We start from the raw sequence: 1740 nt of genomic DNA, 5'->3' as shown, positions 1-1740 counted from the left end.
AAAACCCCCGCCTCTAAAATACCAAGCTGGGCATTCAGAAGCGCCCCTGTACGTATTAAGAGGAAACAGGCTAATCCATGTCAGGATAATATCTTTAAACGCTTCACAGCTCTTTTGGTTAATTTTATCAGGGACAAATTCATATGGGCTAAAACGAACAAAACTGAAATTGATATTATCAGTGAAGAACATGATAAACGTATTACTGAAAACTATGTCTATGATAATGTATTAGGCCATTATATTCCTCGCACTGAATATGAGAAACAAGCAAAGTTTAATCAAAATGATTACAAGCCTACACCGGATGAGATCAGTCGTTTCCCAAGTCGCCCTAAAACTGGACTACCTGAACGTGATCACTATATGGACCTCACGCCAACCCCCCTACCTGAACATGCAAGAAGGAGTCGCTATCCGAAGTTCAGACCGCCGGGAAAGTGAACATGCACATTTCTTAACGAAGGTGTTTGAGATGTTGGTGGTATCAGTTTTGTTGATGAAGCGTACAACTTTCAACGATACACAGCTTTTTTACGTTGACATTTGTATGTATTAACATTGAAAATGGGGGGATCATATAAATCAGGATTAACCATCATGACACAAGAAAAATTAATAGATACTTTAGAGAAAATTGCAGTACAACACTGGAATACAAACAAACAACCAGTTTTGTTGAGTAATCTACCTCCACTTTTAATGAAGAATTTACCCGATTATAAAGATATTCTTTCAGGCCGTTCTTTAAAAAAATTCATTAAAGAATCAGAGGGCAAATATAAACTTATTGAACATCCATATCAAAGGGCAAAAGTAGCACTTCTCCCTAAGGATGAATCATATAAATTCCCTGAGTTAGATGAAAAACATGAGCAATCAGTAATCATCGACCGCAATGCTGAAAAAGCATTAATTGAATTTCTAAAGGTCCTTAAAAAACTACCTGAAAAAGATCAGGAAAAAGTTCAAATTCCTGTTTCAGTTCTCGTTAAAATGATTAAATAACAGTATGAGAGTTTATGTCGGCCTTATATCTTCAGACACTGATCTGATTAAAGAATTTAATGCTGTCAAAGAATCCCTGATCCCCAAGGCAATAAGGGATAAATTACCAAAAAAATGTGATTTTAAATTTGATGCATTTAATCCACTGACTTCAAGCGGGAAATACACTGTTGACTCACACATATTGCAAGAAATTAATGGGTTCGACTATGCTACCTGTCTTATAACTGAAGAGATAGAAAACTATTGTGAGAATATTCGCTATGCCATCCTAAGCACAAGTATTAATCCTTCTGAAGTTAAGAATGGAAATATTCACAATTTCTTTTCCAGTCGTTTAGCTAAACTGTTTAAATCGGTCATATTTACGATGGAGAAAATGAACTCGTCAGACATTGAACAAGCAATGCGCCTCCCTAGAAGAAATTTCATTGCTCCAGAACTGGCAGAGCTATGCCGCCTTTACCGAGATGATGTTCTTGAATCACACTTTCATAATAGCGTGAAACAACAAATTTTCGCGATAGGAAAGCGAAAAAAACCAAGAAGAAAATCAAGTTATAATACAAAATATTTTATAGATGATGATAAAAAGCATTTTGTTTTCGGGAAAGAAGAACATGCCGTACTGCCTACAGGTGAACCGCATCAGCCTCACTGCGTTGTAAATGGGAGCTTCAGGTTTGGAAGAAAAATATCTACAGACCATCACTATAACGTCAGCAAGGGAGA

General features: G+C 36.4%; 2 protein-coding genes and 1 pseudogene. All 3 read left to right on the top strand.

The annotated features are described in order from the left end of the window. A pseudogene (locus M989_RS25830) lies at nucleotides 1–444 on the top strand (MobQ family relaxase); the annotation flags it as partial. A gap of 156 nt (nucleotides 445–600) precedes the next feature. Then, nucleotides 601–1008: a hypothetical protein gene (locus tag M989_RS06015; protein ID WP_064543325.1), complete on the top strand. Its 408-nt coding sequence runs from the start codon at nucleotides 601–603 to the stop codon at nucleotides 1006–1008. 4 nt (nucleotides 1009–1012) lie between these two features. Beyond that, a partial coding sequence (locus M989_RS06010; RefSeq protein ID WP_209438755.1) for a hypothetical protein occupies nucleotides 1013–1740 on the top strand: 728 nt, incomplete at its 3' end.

It is taken from the genome of Kluyvera georgiana ATCC 51603 (assembly GCF_001654985.1).
GTDB lineage: Bacteria > Pseudomonadota > Gammaproteobacteria > Enterobacterales > Enterobacteriaceae > Kluyvera > Kluyvera georgiana.
The sequence above is the reverse complement of the archived record's forward strand: the minus strand, read 5'-3'. Positions and strand labels throughout refer to the sequence as shown.

Bases quoted from the DNA above. Each gene is read 5' to 3' on its own strand.
- M989_RS06015 (WP_064543325.1), top strand. From the start codon at position 601: ATGACACAAGAAAAATTAATAGATACTTTAGAGAAAATTGCAGTACAA.